This is a genomic window from Bacillus sp. J41TS8, from assembly GCF_018333035.1.
GTDB lineage: Bacteria > Bacillota > Bacilli > Bacillales > Bacillaceae > Bacillus > Bacillus paralicheniformis.
This window is the reverse complement of sequence record NZ_BORF01000017.1, coordinates 1-17860: the sequence shown is the minus strand read 5'-3', so window position 1 is coordinate 17860 and position 17860 is coordinate 1. Positions and strand designations below refer to the sequence as shown.

The window sequence follows — 17860 nt, the reverse complement described above, 5'->3', positions numbered from 1 at the left end:
ATTCTATTCGAGAAAAACAGGTTCCTGTTTGTCATTCACTGTATACTTTACCGAAAACGCTGGAACAAAAGGCGTCTCTTTCCACATCAAATCCTGAATTTCCTCACCCGGCTTTACCGTTTTTTTCGACCGCTTTATCAGGTTGGCCAAATCCACTCGGTAATCCACTTGAATGTCGCCTTTTTCATCGACGAGAAGCGGCAGAGAGGTGCCGGAAAGCGGACTCGTGACAGAAGGCGCCTCTTTCAGTCCGAGCTTTTCATGGTCAAGCATGAATAAGTGATTGGATACGACTTTTTTATACGGTGGATACTTGTGCTGATCTTTATACATTTCGACCCGAAGCTTTAGCTCTCTGATCATTTCCGACATTTTTATATCAATGAGCTTGACCGTCGGCTTTTTTTCTACATCGACAAGAACGTACAAGTACTCTCCGCCGCTTTCATAGGAAGTACCCGGCGGCTCAGCCATATACCGGGGGGACAGCCTGTTAAAATCGATAGGGTATTTTTGATAGATTGGAACGCTCATATCCCTTGTCTTAATCGGCAGAAGCCCTCCCGTCGCCTCCCTGAATTCATCAACGGCCGCCTGCACTTCTTTGAGCTGGTGCTGATACGGCACGCTGTTTTTCGCCTTTCTTTCTTCAGGGTACAAACAGCCGCTTAGCATGATTGCGGTCAATACAGTAACAAGTAGTGCGTTTACGATTTTCATATGAATCTTCCTTTTTTATGCTTTATTCGTTGACGGGACCGCTGAAGACGACAAAAAAGACGATCACGCCGGAGATGAGCATACATGTATAGGCGACGAACGACGTGAGCACTTTTAAAAAACGGTTTTTAAATTTATATCTGCTTATGTATATGGCAATCACCGCTAAGAACATCAGGCCCATTGATCCCAAGGCAAACCACATTTTTAACAGACCGACATTCACATTGAAGCCCTCCTTCTACCTTTTCTTGTGATGTAAGCGTTATATTTCATTTTATATAAGAAAAACCAGAAGTTCAACAGCTTTTCCAATATTTCGAAACGGAAAAAACCGCAAAAAAAACCTGAAGCAAAGAGGGGGGCTTTGCTTCAGGCATAACGATTGTGACTATATAACCCAATTGGTAAGATACAGCTCTTCCAGACTTCGATTCTATTTTATGCAAGTCTTCGGACAAATGTATCCTCTCTTGCCTAAGTCTCCAAAATGTTTCGGTTTTTTTAAAACGAACTTAGAGGAGAGTATAAAGCAGTTGGTGATGGAGTGGTCATTTCATTTGATTTTCAAATGTGTTCACAAGATCTTCCATCTCGTGTGTTTTGACTCTCGCCATCAATGATTCGACTGCCGTCTCAACTTTTTCGCCGTCAAACAATACTTTGTGCAATGCCTCGGTAATCGGCATTTTCACATCAAATTTCTTTGAAAGCTGATAAGCGGCTTTTGTCGTGCGGACCCCCTCAACGACCATCCCCATTTCTTCCAGAACTTCATCCAGTTTGAAGCCTTTACCCAGCATATTACCGGCTCGCCAATTTCGTGAATGGACGCTCGTGCAGGTGACGATCAAATCTCCGATTCCTGTAAGCCCCGAGAATGTCAGCGGGTTTCCGCCCATTTTCGTGCCGAGTCGGGCGATCTCTGCCAAGCCCCTTGTAATCAGCGCGGCTTTCGCATTATCTCCGTACCCCAAACCGTCTGTAATGCCCGCGGCAAGCGCAATGACGTTTTTCAGCGCGCCGCCGATCTCTACGCCGATCATATCCGGATTGGTATACACGCGAAAATTCTGATTCATAAACATATCCTGGATCGCCTGTGCCGATTCAATGCTGCTGTCGGCAGATACGGTTACCGTCGTCGGGTGTCTTAAACCGACTTCTTCCGCATGGCTCGGCCCGGAGAGAACGACGATGTCCTCCCTTAATTCAGCCGGAATTTCCTCTTTCATCATTTCAGAAATGCGGAGCAGCGTGTCAGGCTCAATTCCTTTTGAAACATGTACAAAAATCGCCTTTTGGTCGATGAAGGAAACAGCCTGTGCGAGAACTTCGCGGATCGCTTTTGTCGGAACGGCGACGATGATCGTCTTGACATCGGCCACTGCAGCTTCAAGATCTGTTGTGGCATGCACGTTTTCAGAAAGTTTGACACCCGGCAGATAATCTTTGTTTTCATGGTGTTCATTGATTTGCTGAATCAGTTCTTCACGATGGCCCCAAATGCACACATCGTACTGGTTGTCCGCCAAAACGAGCGCCAAGGCTGTTCCCCAGCTTCCGGCTCCCAAAATCGATACTTTTGTCATTTTTACTACACCTCTTTATTTTCTTGCTCTTGCGAAAATCTTGATTGGTGTTCCTTCAAATCCGAAGGCGTCGCGTATCCTGTTTTCCAAAAAGCGTTCGTAAGAAAAATGCATCAGCTCAGGATCATTGACAAATACGACAAATGTCGGCGGCTTCACAGCCACTTGTGTCGCATAATAAATTTTTAAGCGGTTGCCATTATGCGTCGGCGTCGGGTTCATAGCCACTGCATCCATAATGATATCATTAAGAATATTGGTCTGCACCCTCATCGAATGGTTTTCGCTTGCCGTCATGACTGCAGGCATCAGCGTATGGATGCGCTTTTTCGTCAAAGCGGACATAAACAAAACAGGCGCGTAGTCCAAAAATTGAAAGTGATCTCTAACCTTTTCTTCGAATTCTTTCATCGTCCGCTCGTCTTTTTCGACTGCATCCCATTTATTCACGACGATGACGACGGCTTTTCCCGCTTCATGCGCATAGCCGGCAATCCGCTTGTCCTGCTCGATGATGCCTTCTTCGCCGTCCAAGACGACGCAGACGACTTCTGAGCGGTCGATCGCCTTTAAAGCCCGGAGGACGCTGTATTTTTCAGTTGCCTCATACACTTTTCCCTTTTTTCTCATCCCGGCTGTATCAACGATGACAAAGTCTCTTTGATTGTATGTAAACCTCGTGTCAATGGCGTCGCGCGTTGTTCCCGCAATATTGCTGACGATCACGCGCTCTTCTCCAAGCATGGCGTTTACAAGAGAGGATTTTCCGACGTTCGGCCGGCCGATGAGGCAAAATTGAACGACCTCATCCTCATACTTCGTTTCGGGTATGTTTTTAAAATGTTCGCTGACCGCGTCAAGCAGATCGCCGAGACCGAGGCCGTGCGTCCCTGAAATCGGGTACGGCTCGCCAAAGCCGAGGGCATAAAAATCGTAAATGTTTGCTCTCATTTCAGGATTATCCACTTTATTAACCGCCAGAACGACAGGTTTTTTTGTACGGTATAAAATTTTTGCCACTTCTTCATCAGCAGCCGTGACGCCTTCGCGGCCGTTCGTCATGAAAATAATCACATCTGCTTCTTCCATGGCGATTTCGGCCTGATGGCGAATCTGCGCCAAAAACGGCTCATCGCCGACTTCGATTCCGCCTGTATCAATCAGGTTGAAGTCGTGATTCAGCCACTCGGCAGAGCTGTATATTCGATCCCGCGTCACGCCAGGTGTATCTTCCACAATCGAAATTCTTTCGCCAGCGATCCTGTTAAAGATCGTGGACTTCCCCACATTGGGCCTTCCAACTATGGCTACGACAGGTTTTCCCATAGTACCCTTCCTTTCAATTCAGTAAAGCTTTTCCATCTTTAAATGAATCATCATTTATTTCTCTTTTCAAAAAATCAGTTTGAAGAAAGAAACCCTTCTTATTCCATGAGAAGGGCTTAACTCATATATTATATCAATTTCTAAAAAGATCACAACTGTAATTAAAAATGTTTCACAATCAAATAAAGGTCATCTCCTATTCCGTGGGCGATTCCGTCGAGAATGGCTTCAAGGTTTTTCGCGTACGTGTTCATTTCCTCGGGGGTGTCGCAGAAAAATGCAGCCGTCCCTCCGATCACTCGCTCTCGCCTTGTTGTGACGACGGCGAGAATGAAATTTTCGATTGATTCGCTCATTTTATCACCTTGCTGTGCTTTTCTTTAATAAATTCCATCGGTACGCGAATGGCGTTTTCCAGCGTCGGAACATCGCCGATGACCCTGATCGCCGTCTCCTTGTCCTTGATGACCGGAAGGACAAAAACCGCGACCCGCCCGTCATTCAAATCCCTTTTCGCCAGCGGCGAAAGAGAGGGTTCTCCGGAGTCTCGATACACGCCGAGCACATTGGAAACGTCGAATAAAATCGCTTGTCTTTGCCCGAGATTGGCAATGGTTACTGCGGAATTAAAATTTTTCGGTTTTAAAATAAAACCCATGCCGTGTTCCAAAATCAGCTTCTGTTTTTCAGGAAGCCCGATATTCATAATGTAAATATTGTCGACATAAAGGCCGGCTCCTTCAAAATGAGGCTTTTTATACTCTATATCGACGATGTCCTTAATAAAGCTTCCGGACATTAAGATCCTGCCCGAGATGAAACAGATGAAAGCTGCAGCAAGGCCTGCCCATACCGATGAAAACAGAATGTATGCGAGGGTCGTCAGGAGCGATGTGAAAATGACAATGTAATTTCTGCTTTCAAAGGCGATCGCAATTCCTTCGATATACGTGCTGCCTCTTGAAACGAGTTCATAGCCGTCAAGCTGCGTCAATGTTTCGCGTTCCATATTCCGGACATCCCTGAATTGGGTTGCAGCCAGCGTTAAGAACGTAATCGCTGTATAATCCGATTTTAAGATCGACGGAATAATGATCGCTCCAATGCTGGCAGCGATCAAAGCCAGCGCAATATGTATCGTTTTCCCATGAAGGTATGTGGGGTACTGGCGGTAGTCGGTTCGGAGCATGTACACTCTGACAACAATACCGGCGATAATTCCCAAGATGATCGGATAAGTATATTGGCTCATGACATTTTTGCTGCTCCTTTATTCAATCGCTTCCATTTATGATAGAACTGATGCATCAGCCGTTCATACTGGGAGATTCCGTAAACGAGAACGATCCCCGCAGCGCACATTGACAGCCATGAATAACCTCCGGCTGCAATGTCTCCATAAAGCTTTCTGATGACGAATGTATACAAGAGCTCCCCCTGGCACGCACCGAGCACAAACAGCCCGAGACGGGCGGCGAAGCTTCTTTCAAAAGCCGCCGTCATGATGACAAACAGAATGATGATCAGCCATTCAGGCTTTAGGATAAACCAAACAGGGTCATATAATGCAAACAGAAACAAAAAACCGTAGGCGGACACCATCGACAAATGAAGCAGCAGCCGCTTGACGCTTTTATGAAGCCTTAAATAACCGCACAGCATGAAAGCTCCCATATAAAACGACAAATAGGCGGCATTAAAATGCAGAAAGAGCTGAACCTGATACATACTTAAAATGATGTTGAGCAGAATAAATGCTGACGCATAAAAGCGAAAGCTGTTTTTCTCAAGGATAAAAGTCGTCAGCACCCATAAAAACCACATTGACCAATAATAATAGAATTCTTCCATATGTTTTCATCCTCCATTTTCAGTATGGAGTGACTTGAGATTTTTTAAACGTGCGATAAGGAGGGAACAGAATTGGGCAAAGACAGGCAGGAAAAGAAGCTGAAACAGCAAAAGCGAACGGAATCCGACCGTGACCAGTCCATCAGCTACAATGGTGCCGCCTCTCTCGAAAGCGCGGAGGACGCGCGGAAGCGAAACCCGTAAAAAAAACCGGCTCATGAGAAGCCGGTTTTTTAGCGCTTGCTGTAAACAAAGGGGTCAACACCCCTCGCTTTCAGCCAATGATATGTATCGCCCTTGATAACGAGCGGTGCTTTTTTCAACTGTTCAATCGTCCGGCATCCCAAGACGGTCATGATCCTTTTGAAATCTTCGATCAGGCTCTCGATTTCGGCGGCTAACGCCTCTTCTCCCGAAGCTGTCAGCACTTGGAGAAAATAGCCCGCCATCCCCGCCGCAGACGCGCCCAGCGCTATTGATTTGGCCAGTTCAAGGGCATCTTGTATGCCTCCGGATGCGATAATCGGCTGATCGCCGAACAGAGAGCTGACTTCAGCCAGGCTGGCTGCTGTCGATATGCCCCATTGATCGAAAAACTGAACCGCTTTATCCCTGCGCAAATTTTCGATTTTCGAAAAATTCGTTCCTCCGAAACCGCCGACATCGACCGCCTGAACCCCGGCGTTAAAAAGCCGGGCCGCGGTGTCCCTGCTCATGCCAAAGCCCACTTCTTTTACGGCGACCGGTACGCTGACATTTCGGCAGATGTCTTCAATCCGGCGCAGGCGACCTGTAAAACTGCGGTCGCCTTCAGGCATGACAATTTCCTGAATCACATTGAGGTGAATTTGAAGCATGTCGGCTTCAATCATGTCGACCGCCCGCTTTGCCTGGTCCACCGTCGCTTCGCTCCCCAAATTGGCGAATACAAGACCCTTCTGATTTTCTTTTCTGACGATCTCGTATGAAGGACGTTCATCAGGGTCTTTCAAAGCGGACATTTGCGAGCCGACAGCAACGGGTATGCCCGTTTGTGCAGCCGCCCTCGCCAAAGCCCTGTTGATCTCAAACGTCGCCTTCCCGCCCCCGCCTGTCATCGCATTGATAAAAATAGGCGAACTTAAAAACAGTTCGCCTATTTTGGTTGAAGTATCAACTTGTGACAATTCCGTTTCCGGAAGGCTGACGTGAACAAACGTAATATCATCAAGCCCGGTCTGACGTTTCTGTCCGGTGGACAGGGCATGATCAATGTGTTCTTTTTTTCTTTTCGCTCGCGTCACCATCATCACCAAATTTTACTTTAATTTATTCAGTTTGTCTCCGATCATTTCACCAAGCTGAAATCCTGAAGACTCTTCCTTAGCCTGGTATTGACGGTAATCTTCCTGCTCTGCTTTATCGGTGTTTTCTTCAAGCTCTTTCATGCTTAAAGAAATACGCTCTTCTTCTTCGTTGACGTCAAGAACTTTCACTTTAACGTCCTGGCCTTCCTCAAGGACTTCATGAGGCGTTCCGATGTGTTTGTTCGAGATTTGCGAAATGTGGACGAGGCCTTCAACTCCAGGCAGCACTTCGACAAATGCACCGAAGCTCACCAAGCGCTGGACTTTTCCGTCCAATACGTCTCCAGGCTTCACTTTTTCGCCGATGTTGGACCAAGGCCCAGGAAGCGTTTCTTTGATTGATAGCGAAATTCGCTCATTGTCGCGGTCAACGGACAGCACTTTGACTTTGACATCCTGGCCTTCTTCGACTACGTCTGACGGTTTTTCAACGTGTGAATGCGACAGCTGGGAGATGTGAACAAGACCGTCAATGCCGCCGATGTCAACGAAAGCACCGAAGTCTGTCAGGCGCTGCACTTTTCCTTCAAGCACCTGTCCGGCTTCCAGCGTTTGAAGAAACTCCTGTTTTCTTTCCGACTGCTCTTTTTCAACAACCGCACGGTGTGATAAAATCACGCGGTTTTTATCTCTGTCAAGCTCAACGACGATTAAAGTAAGCGTCTTTCCTTTATAATCTGTAAAATCTTCAACAAAATGCGCCTCTACAAGCGATGCGGGAATGAATCCGCGCACGCCGATATCGACGACCAGACCGCCTTTGACGACGTCTTTTACTTCGGCTTCAAACACTTCTTTTGACTCAAACTTTTTCTCTAGGTCTTCCCAAGCGCGGTCTGCATCAACAGCACGTTTTGATAAAATCAATGCATCGTCTTCCACTTTTGTCACTTTTAATTCAAGCTCATCGTCTACATTGACGACATCTGATGCTTTTTCAACATGAAGACTTGATAATTCACTGATTGGGATAATTCCGGTTTGCTTGCAGTTGGGGATGTCAACATCGACATGCTTGTCCTCAACTTTCGTTACAATACCTTTCACCACATCTCCAACCTCTGGTACTTGAACATCAATTTGATTCATTTCCTCTGTCATTTCAATAACCTCCTTGGTCCAAACCTACACAGCTTTTGTAAAAACGGTTATTCCGGACGAATTGATATCCGATCCGGACAGCCGATATGTATTAAAGAACCATTCAAAAATGGATATTTGAATGTTCTAAAACATGATTTATTATTACTAACTTCTAATAAAAGCCTGTGTTTGTCAAGTCAAAACATGCAGACAATAAGTAATTTGCCCGGATTTTTTATTTTTGAGCCTTTTTGTCTACAACCTGCAGGATTTTTTCGGCCACCTCATCGATCGTCAGTGAAGTCGTGTCGATTTCAAGCGCGTCGTCCGCTTTTTTCAACGGCGAAATCTCGCGCTCTGAATCGATTTTGTCGCGGCGCCGGATTTCTTCTGCAAGCGTTTCATAGTTTACATTGTACCCTTTTTTGACGTTTTCTTCAAAGCGGCGTTTTGCCCGCTCTTCAACGGACGCCAAAAGAAATATTTTCACTTCCGCATTCGGGAGAACGTGGGTTCCGATGTCGCGGCCGTCCATGACGACGCCGCCTTTTTCAGCCAGCTGCTGCTGCCTTTTCGTCATTTCTTCGCGGATCCCGGCGTGTTTGGCGACGATTGAAACTTGGTTGCTCACGTCATCCGTGCGGATCGACTCTGTTACATCTTCGCCTGCGATATAAACCTTCTGCTCTCCTTCAGGCGAAACCGTGAGATCAATGGCAGATTCTTTTAACAAGGCCGTCAAAGCCGCTTCGTCGTTTAAATCGACGCCCTTTTTCAGCGCTAAATACGTAATCGCCCTGTACATGGCACCCGTATCGATATAAATATACGACTTTTTTCCGGCCACGATTTTCGCCACGGTGCTTTTTCCGGCTGCCGCAGGGCCGTCTATTGCAATGCATAATTTCTTTTCCATAATTCCTCTCCTTGCTATCTGGTACTCCTTATAGGATTGTATCATGTATTAGGCGAAAAAGGGGAGATTTTAGCGTGAATTACGGCTTAAATGTCTCGATCCATTCGCCGATTTTCATGTTGTTCACGCCTTCATACTGCACGACTTTTGACAGATAAGGCTCAGCCTTGGAGAAATGAAAAAGAAGCTGCACGCAGATTAATATGACCGCCTGTACGACAAGAATCTTAAATAATAACCGTTCGATTGTTTTCATATCGTTCCTCCGCTGCCCGGAAAATTTATTGCGCCGGACATGTTCAATTTTCACCGGCGGATGTTCCGCCCATACGTTCAGTATGGAAATGTTTAGAACGAATTATTCCGAATGCTAAAAAGGAAAAGGCGTGTTATCCGCCTTTTCCCTCAGATCTATCGTTTTACAAATCGTTATATATCGGTTCTGCGCTTTTCATTTTTTGGACCTTCTCTTCCGTGCCGTCTTCGGTATTGATAAACATGCGGAATGTATCGTTTTCAATCGTGCCGAGAATTTCATAGCAGAGCACTTCTTGTGAAAGCTCGTTTGTGACTAGAGCAAGGCGCGTCTCCTGAACCTTTACGTTGGGATTCAGGCTTGCTTTCGCTTTTTCAAGCGTTAATTTCGGCTTCGGCAAGTTTCTTTTTTTATGGGAGATTAAGAAATCCTTTGCATTAAACCCGGTAATTTCGCCGTCGTCAAGCGCGACCTTGATGCGGATGCTGTCCGGGTAGAGCCAGACGCCGTCCTGGACCGGAACAAACGAAAATACGCCGACGCCGTCGTATTGCGAGCTTTCATCCATCTTCAGGTCTTCGGTTTTATAGCCGTTTTTTTTCAAAAATTGAAGGGCTTTGTTCGACGCGTCGTTCAGGCTGATTTTTTCATCTTTAATTTTTTTGTTTTGGATCAGATAAACCGGATATCCGCCTTTTTCGGTAATGTCCATATAAATATCCGCTTTTTGATCAGGGTCCTGCATGCTGATGCTGTATACATCCCTGTTCGTTTTCTTGCCGCTTTTCGACACTTTGATATTGTAATTTTTGTCCTGAGCGAATTTTTGGGCAATCTTGCGCGCTTCTTTTTCGGTTATTCTCTTGCCTTTTAAATGGTCGTACCCTTGCTGCTCTTTTTTCGTGTTCGTCATCTCTGTCGGGCTTAAATCCGTATCAGAAAACGCACTTGCGCTTTTTTCAACGGTTTTAAATCCATTAATAATCGTATTGTCGCTTTGTTTTTGGCCGGACGCGAGCGCAAGTTCTACATCCATCCATCTCAGATTTTTGTCAATAATCAAATGCTGGACATTACGCAATTCATTTTGTATATCCTTTGAATTTTCATATAGCTGATTTAAAGAAGCGTACTCTTTTTTATTAAGCGGCTCTTTGTCAAGGTCGCGCACGGCTGCTTTGTAGCTGAAATCTCCGACCTTTGCCAAAAATTCTTCGGTCTTGTTAAACGGCATTAAGGTCAGCGGCAGCTGGCTGACATTGTTATGTGCTTCAGAAGTCGTCTTCCAGACTTCCGCCAAGGCGGGAGACAGCGTTTTTTTGCTGTTCATCGCAAGTGTGCTCCCGATTTTGTCATGCAGCTGATCCACCTGATAAGTTAAATCGTGAAATGCCCTTTGATAGTTGTTTTCGGCATGAAGCAAAACGGCGTCTTTCTCCTGATGTTCCTTATAGCCCCAATAGCTTGTTCCGACGATGGCGACACCTAAAAGGGCGATTAAAATTCCTCTGATCATTTATAGCACCTCGCTTTTATTCACAGAAAATGTGTTTACCGATCCTTTTAATTTGTGGTCTCCCCCAAATCCATGAGCTAGTGGCCGTGGCAGGGTTAAAGTAGTAAGTGGCATTTTCTGACGGATCCCAGCCATTGATGGCGTCAAGAACGGCTTTTTTCGCCGTTTCATCCGGGGTCATGTAAATCTGTCCATCGGCGACAGCTGTAAATGCAAGCGGTTCAAAGATAACACCAGCCACCGTGTTCGGGAAGGTAGGGCTGTCGAGCCTGTTTAAAATAACGGCTGCAACGGCAACCTGGCCGTCATACGGTTCTCCGCGCGCTTCACCGTAAACCGCTTGGGCCAACAGGTTGATGTCGTTGTTCGAGAAACCGCCCGGCATGTTGGCTGCAACGGCATCTTGTTTTTTAGGCGCCTGTTGTTTAGGTGCAGCCTTTGGTTGCGCTTGTTTTTTCGGCTGTGCAGGAGCGGCCTGCTGCTTTTGCTGCGGCTGCTTTTGGGCAGTGCCCTGCTGCTGTCTTGCTTCCGCCTTTTTTCTCGCCTGCTGCTGCACTTCTTTTGAAGGCTTCGTCTGATACTTCAGCGGCATCCCGCCGTAATGTGTAAATTGGTTTCCTTTTCGAAGCTGTCTGTGCACGTAGTCGCTGTAATATTTAGTATGATTGATTAATAATCGTTTTGTTTTCGGCCCGACCAGGCCGTCTGTATCCTTCAAGCCGAACTGATTTTGGAAATTGCGGACGGCCCAGTATGTCGCCCATCCGTATACTCCGTCAATTCTGCCATTGTAATAGCCGTTGTATTGAAGCCTTGCCTGCAGTTCAATCACATCATCCCCTGTCGCCCCCCGCTGTATCACCTGTTCAGAAAAGGCAGCGCTTTTTTGACTGAATGGAAGTGAAAGACTGGTTGCCATAATGGTACATAAAATGACATTCAAACAAAAAGAACCTTTCGACTTCATGTTTTAAGCCTCCTCCAGCATTTTTGTACCCATATCTTTTGTAGCGAGGCAGATTTTATACATGCTTTCCTTTCTGTTTCATCTTTAGGCAAATATGCCTGACAAGAAAATTTAAAAAACCGCCCTTGCTCGGGGCGGCTATTGCTGAAGATACTGCCCGCCGTCTTTGACGGAACGGGCTTTTTTTGCTTTGCGCAAGCCGAACCACCAAAGAAACGCCATAAAGGGCAGCATAAAATAGATCCAGTTTTTTAAGGCGAGCAGAATATAATCGAAGAGACCGTGAAGCAAGGCCGGAATAAAAAGCGAGCAGAACAGCCATTTCATCTTTGTTTTACTTGCGGAAAAACGGGCTTTGCCGATGTAAAAGCCCATGATCACTCCGAATAAGGCATGGCTGGAAACCGGAAGCAAAGCGCGCATAAAAGCGTACTCCACCCCGTTCCCGATGAGATACAATATATTTTCAAGCGTCGCAAACCCCAATGAAAGGCTTGTCCCGTATACGATTCCGTCATAGTGTTCATCAAAGTCGATATGCTGAAAAGTGCTGACCATCAGCAAAAACCATTTTAAAAATTCTTCCAAAAAGCCGGAAGTTAAAAATGAAACGACAAAACTGCCCTCAGAAATGTGTTCTTTTTCCAATACATACTGGATAAACATCGTCGGAAAAACGAGCAAAACCCCCAGTATAAAAAGGCGGATGACCATATGAATGGGCTCGGATTCATATTTTTCCTTTAAGTAAAAATACATTAACAGTGCGATTCCGGGAGCTAAGCCTGCTGAGATAATTCCGAACATGAGGAAACCTCTTTCCTTTTCATCTCATTCTATCCTACCATGATTCGGATTGTTTTGAAATTGAAAAAGAACGGGCCGCCTAGTAGCAGAATTTGTCTTTTATGCCTTCTTCATAGCTTGCAAGAAGGACGGCCAGTTTCATTCTCGCTTTTTTGCTGTCATAATCCTTGCCTAAGATGACACCTTTTTTTGCGAGGTCATAGCTGCTGCCCGCATAGTCATAGGTCGTATACACTTCGCCTTCCTCTGCGCTCGTCGTGATGACGATATAAACGCCCTGATGTAAAGCTTGCTCAATATCGCCCACCATATTCGGCGGTACCTGTCCCCTTCCGACTCCTTCAAGGACGATCCCTGCTGCACCCTCGCGGACAGCGGCTCTGATAAACTTGCCGTCTCCATCCAGATAGCATTTGACGATATCCACTTCAGGAAGCGGTCTTTGCAGCTGATGAACATCCCGCTTTAAGGGCTTTTGATAAACATATACTTTATCATTGTCAATAATCCCTAAGTAACCGAAGCCGAATACGTCAAAACCCTGCAGATTCGAAGCGTGCACTTTTTTAACGTAGCGCGCGTTAAAGATCCTCTCGTTAAAAACAACGACCGTGCCGGCTCCTTTTATATCTGGGCTGCACGCTGTATAAACGGCGTGTCTGATATTTGTATATGCATCTGTTCCTTGCTGCTCGGGGGCTCGTTGTGAGCCTGTGACAACGACCGGCCTCTCATCCTGCAAGGTTAAATCTAAAAAATAAGCGGTTTCTTCAAGCGTGTCCGTACCATGCGTCACAACCACGCCGTCATAGCTGCCGTCCTGAAAAACGCGTTCGACGGTTTGTTTGAGTTCTAGTAAATGCTGAAATGTAATATGCATACTCGGAAGCTGAAACGCCGGATAGACATCGATCTGGACATCTTCCGGCAGGCTGCACATTTCGGCTAATTCAGGACCGCTGATCGCCCCTGCCGCAAGCCTGCCGCTTTCGGTTTTCCGGCTGGCGATCGTTCCTCCTGTTGTAATAAGAGCTACTTTCTTTTTCATGTCAGGCTGCCCCTTTTCATGTTGATCTGTGTGCCGATAAAAAAAGAGAGCACATCTATATATAGAATATGCTCTCTTTTGCCTGATACAAATCATAAAATATTGGTTTTATATTCGTTTAGCAATTTCAGCTGCAATTAAGCCGCCGTGAAAACGTCCGTTTTCAATGAAGATTTCATTTGCGTTGTTCCCGGCCGCAATAACGCCGGCGATGAAGATGCCTTCTTCGTTCGTCTCCATCGTTTCTTCATTAAAGGAAGGACGGCCCGACTCCGCGTCAATTTCGACTCCCATTTTTTGAAGGAAGCCGTGATCAGGGTGATAGCCTGTCATCGCGAATACAAAATCATTTTTGATCTTGGTCTCTTTTCCGTCGACAGAAAAAATCAGCTCTTCTTCCGTAATTTCTTTGACGACCGCCCGGAATTCCATTCTGATTTTTCCGTGCTTGACAAGCGAAAGGAATTCGGGAAGGATCCATGGTTTGATGCTGGAGGAATATTCGTTCCCTCTGTACAGAACGGTCACTCTTGCGCCCGCTTTAACGAGCTCCATCGCCGCGTCGACGCTTGAGTTTTTCCCGCCGATAACCGCAACATCTTTATCAAAATACGGATGAGCCTCTTTAAAATAATGGAACACTTTCGGAAGGTCTTCTCCCGGGACGTTCATATAGTTCGGGTTGTCATAATATCCCGTTGCGATCACGCAAAATGACGACAAATACGTATCCTTTGATGTTTCCACGACAAATTGGTTATTTTCTGTTTTTGTGACGGATTGAACTTTCTCAAACGCGTTGATCCGCAAATTTTTCCGCTTGGCGACTTCCCTGTAATAAGAAAGCGCCTGATTTCTGACCGGCTTGTGATTTTCAGTAATAAAAGCGACATCGCCAATTTCAAGTTTTTCGCTTGAGCTGAAAAAGGTTTGGTGTGTAGGATATTGATAAATGCTGTTGACGATGTTTCCTTTTTCAATGACGAGTGCATCTATTCCGATCTCTTGCATGTGAATAGCTGCTGAAAGCCCGCAGGGGCCACCGCCGATAATGATCACTTTTTCTTCTTTCATGTTCCGTTCATCTCCTGTCATATCGGGCAAATCAAAAAATCTCCTATTTTATGATAGGAGATTTTTTGGGTTGTTGCAAATGTTTGAACCTATATCCAGCCTCTGAAGCGGGATGCTTCCGCCATCTTGCGGACGCCCACCATATAGGCTGCAAGCCGCATGTCGATTCTGCGGTTGTGCGCCATTTCGTAAATATTGTTGAACGATTTGACCATCATTTTTTCCAAACGTTCTTCAACTTCTTCTTCAGTCCAGTAGAATCCCTGGTTGTTTTGCACCCACTCAAAATACGATACGGTTACACCGCCGGCGCTTGCCAGCACGTCCGGTACAAGAAGAATGCCGCGGTCGGAAAGAATTTTCGTCGCTTCGAGCGTCGTCGGGCCGTTGGCTGCTTCGACAACGATTTTCGCCTTGATGTTATGGGCGTTTTCCGCGGTAATTTGATTTTCTATTGCAGCCGGCACCAGAATGTCGCATTCCAGCTCCAGCAGTTCTTTGTTTGTAATGGTGTCATTAAACAGCTTTGTGACCGTTCCAAAGCTGTCCCGGCGGTCAAGCAGGTAATCGATGTCAAGCCCTTCAGGATCATACAGGCCGCCGTATGCATCAGAAATGCCGACAACTTTTGCACCCGCGTCATACATGAATTTCGCAAGGTAGCTTCCCGCATTTCCGAACCCCTGCACGACGACAGAAGCTCCCTCAATGTCGATGTCTTTCTTTTTCGCCGCCTCTTTAATGCAGATTGTAACCCCTTTTGCTGTCGCAGATTCTCTGCCGTGAGAACCACCTAAAACGAGCGGTTTGCCGGTAATGAAGCCCGGCGAGTTGAATTCGTCGATTCTTGAATATTCGTCCATCATCCATGCCATGATTTGAGAATTGGTAAATACATCGGGAGCCGGCACGTCTTTTGTCGGTCCGACAATTTGGCTGATCGCCCGGACGTACCCTCTGCTTAAACGTTCCAGTTCAGGAAAGGACATATCCCGCGGATCACAGATGATCCCGCCCTTTCCGCCTCCATATGGAAGGTCGATGATGCCACATTTCAGACTCATCCAAATAGAAAGCGCTTTAACTTCTTTTTCTGTAACTCCCGGATGAAAACGGATGCCGCCTTTTGTCGGCCCTACTGCATCATTGTGCTGGGCTCGGTAGCCCGTGAAAATCTTAACAGATCCATCGTCCATGCGAACCGGAATTTTCACCGTTAAAAAACGGATCGGTTCTTTTAGTAATTCATACACCTCTTCAGGATACCCCAATTTTTCAAGCGCCTTATGTATCACCGTTTGCGTTGATTTCAAAACGTCATGTGTGTTTTCTTCAGTATGACCGGTGTTTTGATCGGCTACCATTATAAGTTAACCTCCTAAAGTCTTTCTGGCATGTTGTCCTTTCAGAGAATAGTATACACCCTTGCACTAATCATGCAAAGAACAATCAACCATTTTTCGTGAAAATATTCGAGAAAAATCTTTTTTGTTATATTCTTATTTTCGGCAGAAAAAAACTGCTGTTTAACACAGCAGAATATCTTTTTTGGATGCGGGCTATTTGAAATATGTCTGAATGGTCTGAACGGCATTGTTTTCCATGATTTTCTTTCCGTATTCCTGCAGCCTGTAAATCGTTAAAGTCGTCGGATTCCCATATTCGGCTAAAATCGAAATCACGCCGTCAGCCTCATGGGAGTCAAAATCGTCGAGACTTAAGAAATACCTGTCTTCATAGTGGTAGACTGTCCCGCCTTGAATACCGATGCGGTCCAGGTTTTTGGAAAGTTCAATCAGATGCTCAAACGTTTGAAATTCATATATAATGTCAACACTTTCGCCAAGTTTGACTTGCATTTCAATATAGTCCTCATCATACTCATTATCGTCTTCATCTGTCTCTTGATTTTTTGTGACAATGATGACCATTCCTTGTGCTTGAAGAGAATACACTTCAACAGCGATTGGGCCATTCGCTTCGAACCCGAGCTCTGTATTCGCTTCGTTCATCATGTCTTTAAACAGCTGCTGAACTTTAAATGAGTCTTTCCAAAGGTCTTCTTTCGTCAGCCCCCGGTCTGTCAGATCGTCAAGTGTCAGAAAGATTTTGATCTTATTATAATTTAGACGCTCAAGCCGCATAACGTTCCCTCCTGCCTCTTCTTGCACACATCATATATCTTATTATATGGAGATGATGAGTCATAGGTTCTTAATTTTGATACCAGTTTACACTGTGTTTGGGCGGAAGACAAGCACAATGCCGCCTTTTCGTTCCTTTTCAGTGAAAAAGCATCAGTTTCCTTCCATGCAGGGTCCCGGGACCAGCTTAATCAGATGGGTTTCCGGCCTCGCTCCCAGCCGCAGCGGAAGCTTCGATGTGCCATAGCCGTTGCTGATCAAGTACGGCGCCTGATGAACGGTTCCGGTTCCTCCGATTTCACAGAGCCCGAATCTGCCGAGGCGAATCTGTCCTCCGTGGGTATGACCGCTCAATATGAGATCAATACCGTCCGTCTCCTGTATTTGATGATGAATCTCCGGATTATGTGACACAAGGATGGTCGGAAAATCCTGCTGCACGCCTCTGAGCGCTGCCGGGTAATCATCCAATTCGAGCCTGATGTCATCCACTCCGCAAATATTGACGGCTTGTCCTTGATGGTCATGCAAAACCGAAGCATTGCGCAAAGGCGTTACGCCGTGTGCCCTGAATATTTCCTGCAGCCTTTCCTGATCAACTTCATAATCGTTATTTCCCCATACAAAATACGTTTTTCCCAAACTTGAAAGCCTTTTGATATTTTCTTCAATTCTCGAATAAGGAACGCCGCCCTCCGCTAAGTCGCCGCCGATCAAGACGAGCTGAACCCCGTGTTCTTTCACTTCACGAATAATGTCTTCACTGACTGTCCGCCTATGAATATCCGAAATAAAAAAGACGGTCAATTCGTTATTTAGGCGCCTGAGCGAAAACTCGGCTTTCAATACCCGGTTTTCGCGCGCGATACCTGACATTTTCCACACTAAAGCAGCAAAACCGATGAAAACGGCCGAAGCCAGACTGAGCCAATAGATCATGTGCATTCTCCAATCTGTTTTGTTTATCATAAGACGGCTTTATGCAAAAAGACGTTTCTTTTAATAAGAAAACGTCTTTCAGACCGTTGACAAAATAGGTCGGATTTCTATGATCCGACCTATTTTTGTCCATTTTGTTCTATTTTTTCGACGAAAAAGCTGGCGATGAGGACCTTTCCAGGTCCAATTCGCCAGCTTTTTGAGATTCATGGCAGCGAAAACAAGCATCGCCTGCATGGACAATTTTTTCTTACCCCGTAGGGTTGTCCAGCGCA

General features: G+C 45.8%; 20 protein-coding genes and 1 pseudogene. 1 reads left to right on the top strand and 20 read right to left on the bottom strand.

Annotation, left to right across the window (positions count from 1 at the left end):
* Positions 1 to 3 precede the first annotated feature (3 nt).
* The 7 genes from KI350_RS19260 to KI350_RS19230 form a co-directional block, all read right to left on the bottom strand.
* Positions 4 to 720, bottom strand: coding sequence for a hypothetical protein (locus KI350_RS19260; protein ID WP_020451965.1), 717 nt, complete (start codon positions 718 to 720; stop codon positions 4 to 6).
* 22 nt (positions 721 to 742) lie between these two features.
* Positions 743 to 946 (bottom strand): DUF2768 domain-containing protein, encoded by a 204-nt coding sequence (locus tag KI350_RS19255; protein ID WP_020451966.1) that lies wholly within the window; start codon positions 944 to 946, stop codon positions 743 to 745.
* A 325-nt stretch (positions 947 to 1271) separates the two neighbouring features.
* Positions 1272 to 2312, bottom strand: coding sequence for an NAD(P)H-dependent glycerol-3-phosphate dehydrogenase (locus KI350_RS19250; RefSeq protein WP_020451967.1), 1041 nt, complete (start codon positions 2310 to 2312; stop codon positions 1272 to 1274).
* Between the two features lie 15 nt (positions 2313 to 2327).
* The gene (gene der / locus KI350_RS19245) at positions 2328 to 3638 is read right to left on the bottom strand and encodes a ribosome biogenesis GTPase Der (protein ID WP_020451968.1); all 1311 of its coding nucleotides are present in this window, start codon (positions 3636 to 3638) and stop codon (positions 2328 to 2330) included.
* A 161-nt stretch (positions 3639 to 3799) separates the two neighbouring features.
* Positions 3800 to 3994: a capping complex subunit for YIEGIA gene (locus KI350_RS19240; protein WP_020451969.1), complete on the bottom strand. Its 195-nt coding sequence runs from the start codon at positions 3992 to 3994 to the stop codon at positions 3800 to 3802.
* Positions 3991 to 4890, bottom strand: coding sequence for a YIEGIA family protein (locus tag KI350_RS19235; protein WP_020451970.1), 900 nt, complete (start codon positions 4888 to 4890; stop codon positions 3991 to 3993). Before KI350_RS19235 ends, KI350_RS19240 begins: the two co-directional genes overlap by 4 nt.
* On the bottom strand, positions 4887 to 5489 hold the full coding sequence (locus tag KI350_RS19230) for a YphA family membrane protein (protein WP_020451971.1): 603 nt from the start codon (positions 5487 to 5489) through the stop codon (positions 4887 to 4889). The genes KI350_RS19235 and KI350_RS19230 overlap by 4 nt, the downstream gene beginning before the upstream one ends.
* A 72-nt stretch (positions 5490 to 5561) precedes the next feature.
* Here KI350_RS19230 and KI350_RS19225 point away from each other — a divergent pair, with 72 nt between their 5' ends.
* The gene (locus KI350_RS19225; RefSeq protein ID WP_003183025.1) at positions 5562 to 5693 is read left to right on the top strand and encodes a YpzI family protein; all 132 of its coding nucleotides are present in this window, start codon (positions 5562 to 5564) and stop codon (positions 5691 to 5693) included.
* A 29-nt stretch (positions 5694 to 5722) separates the two neighbouring features.
* Here the strand turns inward: KI350_RS19225 and fni are convergent, their stop codons facing one another.
* From fni to KI350_RS19160, 13 genes and pseudogenes are all read right to left on the bottom strand, one after another.
* The gene (gene fni / locus KI350_RS19220; protein WP_020451972.1) at positions 5723 to 6772 is read right to left on the bottom strand and encodes a type 2 isopentenyl-diphosphate Delta-isomerase; all 1050 of its coding nucleotides are present in this window, start codon (positions 6770 to 6772) and stop codon (positions 5723 to 5725) included.
* Positions 6773 to 6787: 15 nt separating this feature from the next.
* Complete coding sequence (gene rpsA / locus KI350_RS19215; RefSeq protein ID WP_003183030.1) at positions 6788 to 7936, bottom strand: 30S ribosomal protein S1; 1149 nt, start codon at positions 7934 to 7936, stop codon at positions 6788 to 6790.
* Positions 7937 to 8153: 217 nt separating this feature from the next.
* Positions 8154 to 8834 carry a (d)CMP kinase gene (cmk, locus tag KI350_RS19210; protein ID WP_020451973.1) on the bottom strand — a complete coding sequence of 227 codons (681 nt, stop codon included), beginning with the start codon at positions 8832 to 8834 and terminating at the stop codon, positions 8154 to 8156.
* 79 nt (positions 8835 to 8913) lie between these two features.
* The gene (locus KI350_RS19205; RefSeq protein WP_020451974.1) at positions 8914 to 9090 is read right to left on the bottom strand and encodes a YpfB family protein; all 177 of its coding nucleotides are present in this window, start codon (positions 9088 to 9090) and stop codon (positions 8914 to 8916) included.
* Positions 9091 to 9253: 163 nt separating this feature from the next.
* On the bottom strand, positions 9254 to 10606 hold the full coding sequence (gene ypeB / locus KI350_RS19200; RefSeq protein WP_020451975.1) for a germination protein YpeB: 1353 nt from the start codon (positions 10604 to 10606) through the stop codon (positions 9254 to 9256).
* A 16-nt stretch (positions 10607 to 10622) separates the two neighbouring features.
* The gene (sleB, locus tag KI350_RS19195) at positions 10623 to 11525 is read right to left on the bottom strand and encodes a spore cortex-lytic enzyme (RefSeq protein ID WP_373368064.1); all 903 of its coding nucleotides are present in this window, start codon (positions 11523 to 11525) and stop codon (positions 10623 to 10625) included.
* A 186-nt stretch (positions 11526 to 11711) separates the two neighbouring features.
* A complete protein-coding gene (gene prsW, locus KI350_RS19190; protein ID WP_020451977.1) occupies positions 11712 to 12380 on the bottom strand; it encodes a glutamic-type intramembrane protease PrsW in 669 nt (222 codons plus the stop codon).
* A 79-nt stretch (positions 12381 to 12459) separates the two neighbouring features.
* The gene (locus KI350_RS19185) at positions 12460 to 13428 is read right to left on the bottom strand and encodes an asparaginase (RefSeq protein ID WP_020451978.1); all 969 of its coding nucleotides are present in this window, start codon (positions 13426 to 13428) and stop codon (positions 12460 to 12462) included.
* A 108-nt stretch (positions 13429 to 13536) separates the two neighbouring features.
* Positions 13537 to 14502, bottom strand: a complete 966-nt coding sequence (locus KI350_RS19180; RefSeq protein WP_023857466.1) for a YpdA family putative bacillithiol disulfide reductase — start codon at positions 14500 to 14502, stop codon at positions 13537 to 13539.
* Positions 14503 to 14591: 89 nt separating this feature from the next.
* Positions 14592 to 15866: a Glu/Leu/Phe/Val family dehydrogenase gene (locus KI350_RS19175; RefSeq protein ID WP_020451980.1), complete on the bottom strand. Its 1275-nt coding sequence runs from the start codon at positions 15864 to 15866 to the stop codon at positions 14592 to 14594.
* A 195-nt stretch (positions 15867 to 16061) separates the two neighbouring features.
* Positions 16062 to 16646 (bottom strand): genetic competence negative regulator, encoded by a 585-nt coding sequence (locus KI350_RS19170; protein ID WP_020451981.1) that lies wholly within the window; start codon positions 16644 to 16646, stop codon positions 16062 to 16064.
* Positions 16647 to 16799: 153 nt separating this feature from the next.
* Complete coding sequence (locus tag KI350_RS19165; protein ID WP_020451982.1) at positions 16800 to 17585, bottom strand: metallophosphoesterase; 786 nt, start codon at positions 17583 to 17585, stop codon at positions 16800 to 16802.
* A gap of 78 nt (positions 17586 to 17663) precedes the next feature.
* Positions 17664 to 17860 (bottom strand): annotated as a pseudogene (locus KI350_RS19160) (IS5/IS1182 family transposase); the annotation flags it as partial.